This window comes from Kitasatospora nipponensis (genome assembly GCF_039528135.1).
Taxonomy (GTDB): Bacteria; Actinomycetota; Actinomycetes; order Streptomycetales; family Streptomycetaceae; genus Kitasatospora; species Kitasatospora nipponensis.
Map to the genome: position 1 here is coordinate 1 of NZ_BAAALF010000714.1, position 705 is coordinate 705.

General features: G+C 69.1%; 1 protein-coding gene. It reads right to left on the bottom strand.

Annotated features, from left to right (window positions below; all coding sequences use genetic code 11):
* Window positions 1-78: 78 nt before the first annotated feature.
* Window positions 79-705, bottom strand: a 627-nt coding sequence (locus ABD323_RS42880; RefSeq protein ID WP_344447458.1) for a site-specific integrase, incomplete at its 5' end; no start/stop codon positions are given.

Below are 705 nucleotides of genomic sequence, written 5' to 3' on the forward strand. Positions count from 1 at the left end.
CAGCTCAGGGGCGTTACCCCCGAGCCGGGCCTTTTGTGTTTGGTGGGTCGTTTTCGGCCCCGTGCCCCCCGCGTGCCCTTAGGGTTTTTCCGTGTCCTTGCCGAGGGCCCTGGTGATCGCCGCGTCCATGCCGTCGGCGATCTTCTTGTCCCGTTCGCTGGTGGCGTGTTGGTAGATCAGCGCGGCCCGCACCGAGGCGTGCCCCATCCGGGCCATCAGCTCCTTGAGGCTCGCGCCGGTCGTGGCCGCCAGGTTGTTGCCCGTGCCCCGCAGATCGTAGAAGTGGAAGCCCGGCATGCCTGCCTTGTCGCGTGCCTTCTTCCAGATCCGCCCGAACGAGGTGCGCCGGAACGGAGCGCCCTTCTCGCCGACGAACAGCAGACCCTGAGCGTCCTTCTCGGCGAACAGCTCCAGGTGCAGCCGGATGTCCGGCAGGACCACGGAGGGGATGGTCACGGTGCGCTTCCCCGCCTCGGACTTGGTGTCGCCCACCACCCGCTGACCGGTGTTCAGCTCGGGGGCGGCTTGGTGGACCCGTACGGTGCCGGCCACCAGGTCAACGTCCGGGCGGCGCAGCACGGCCAGTTCCTCCGGGCGGAGCGTGGTGAACGCGGCGAGCAGGACCATGGCCCGCCAACGTGCGCCGACGAGTTCGGCCAGCTCGTAGGCCTGCTCAATTGTGTCGGGACCGCGGTCCTCTGGCGG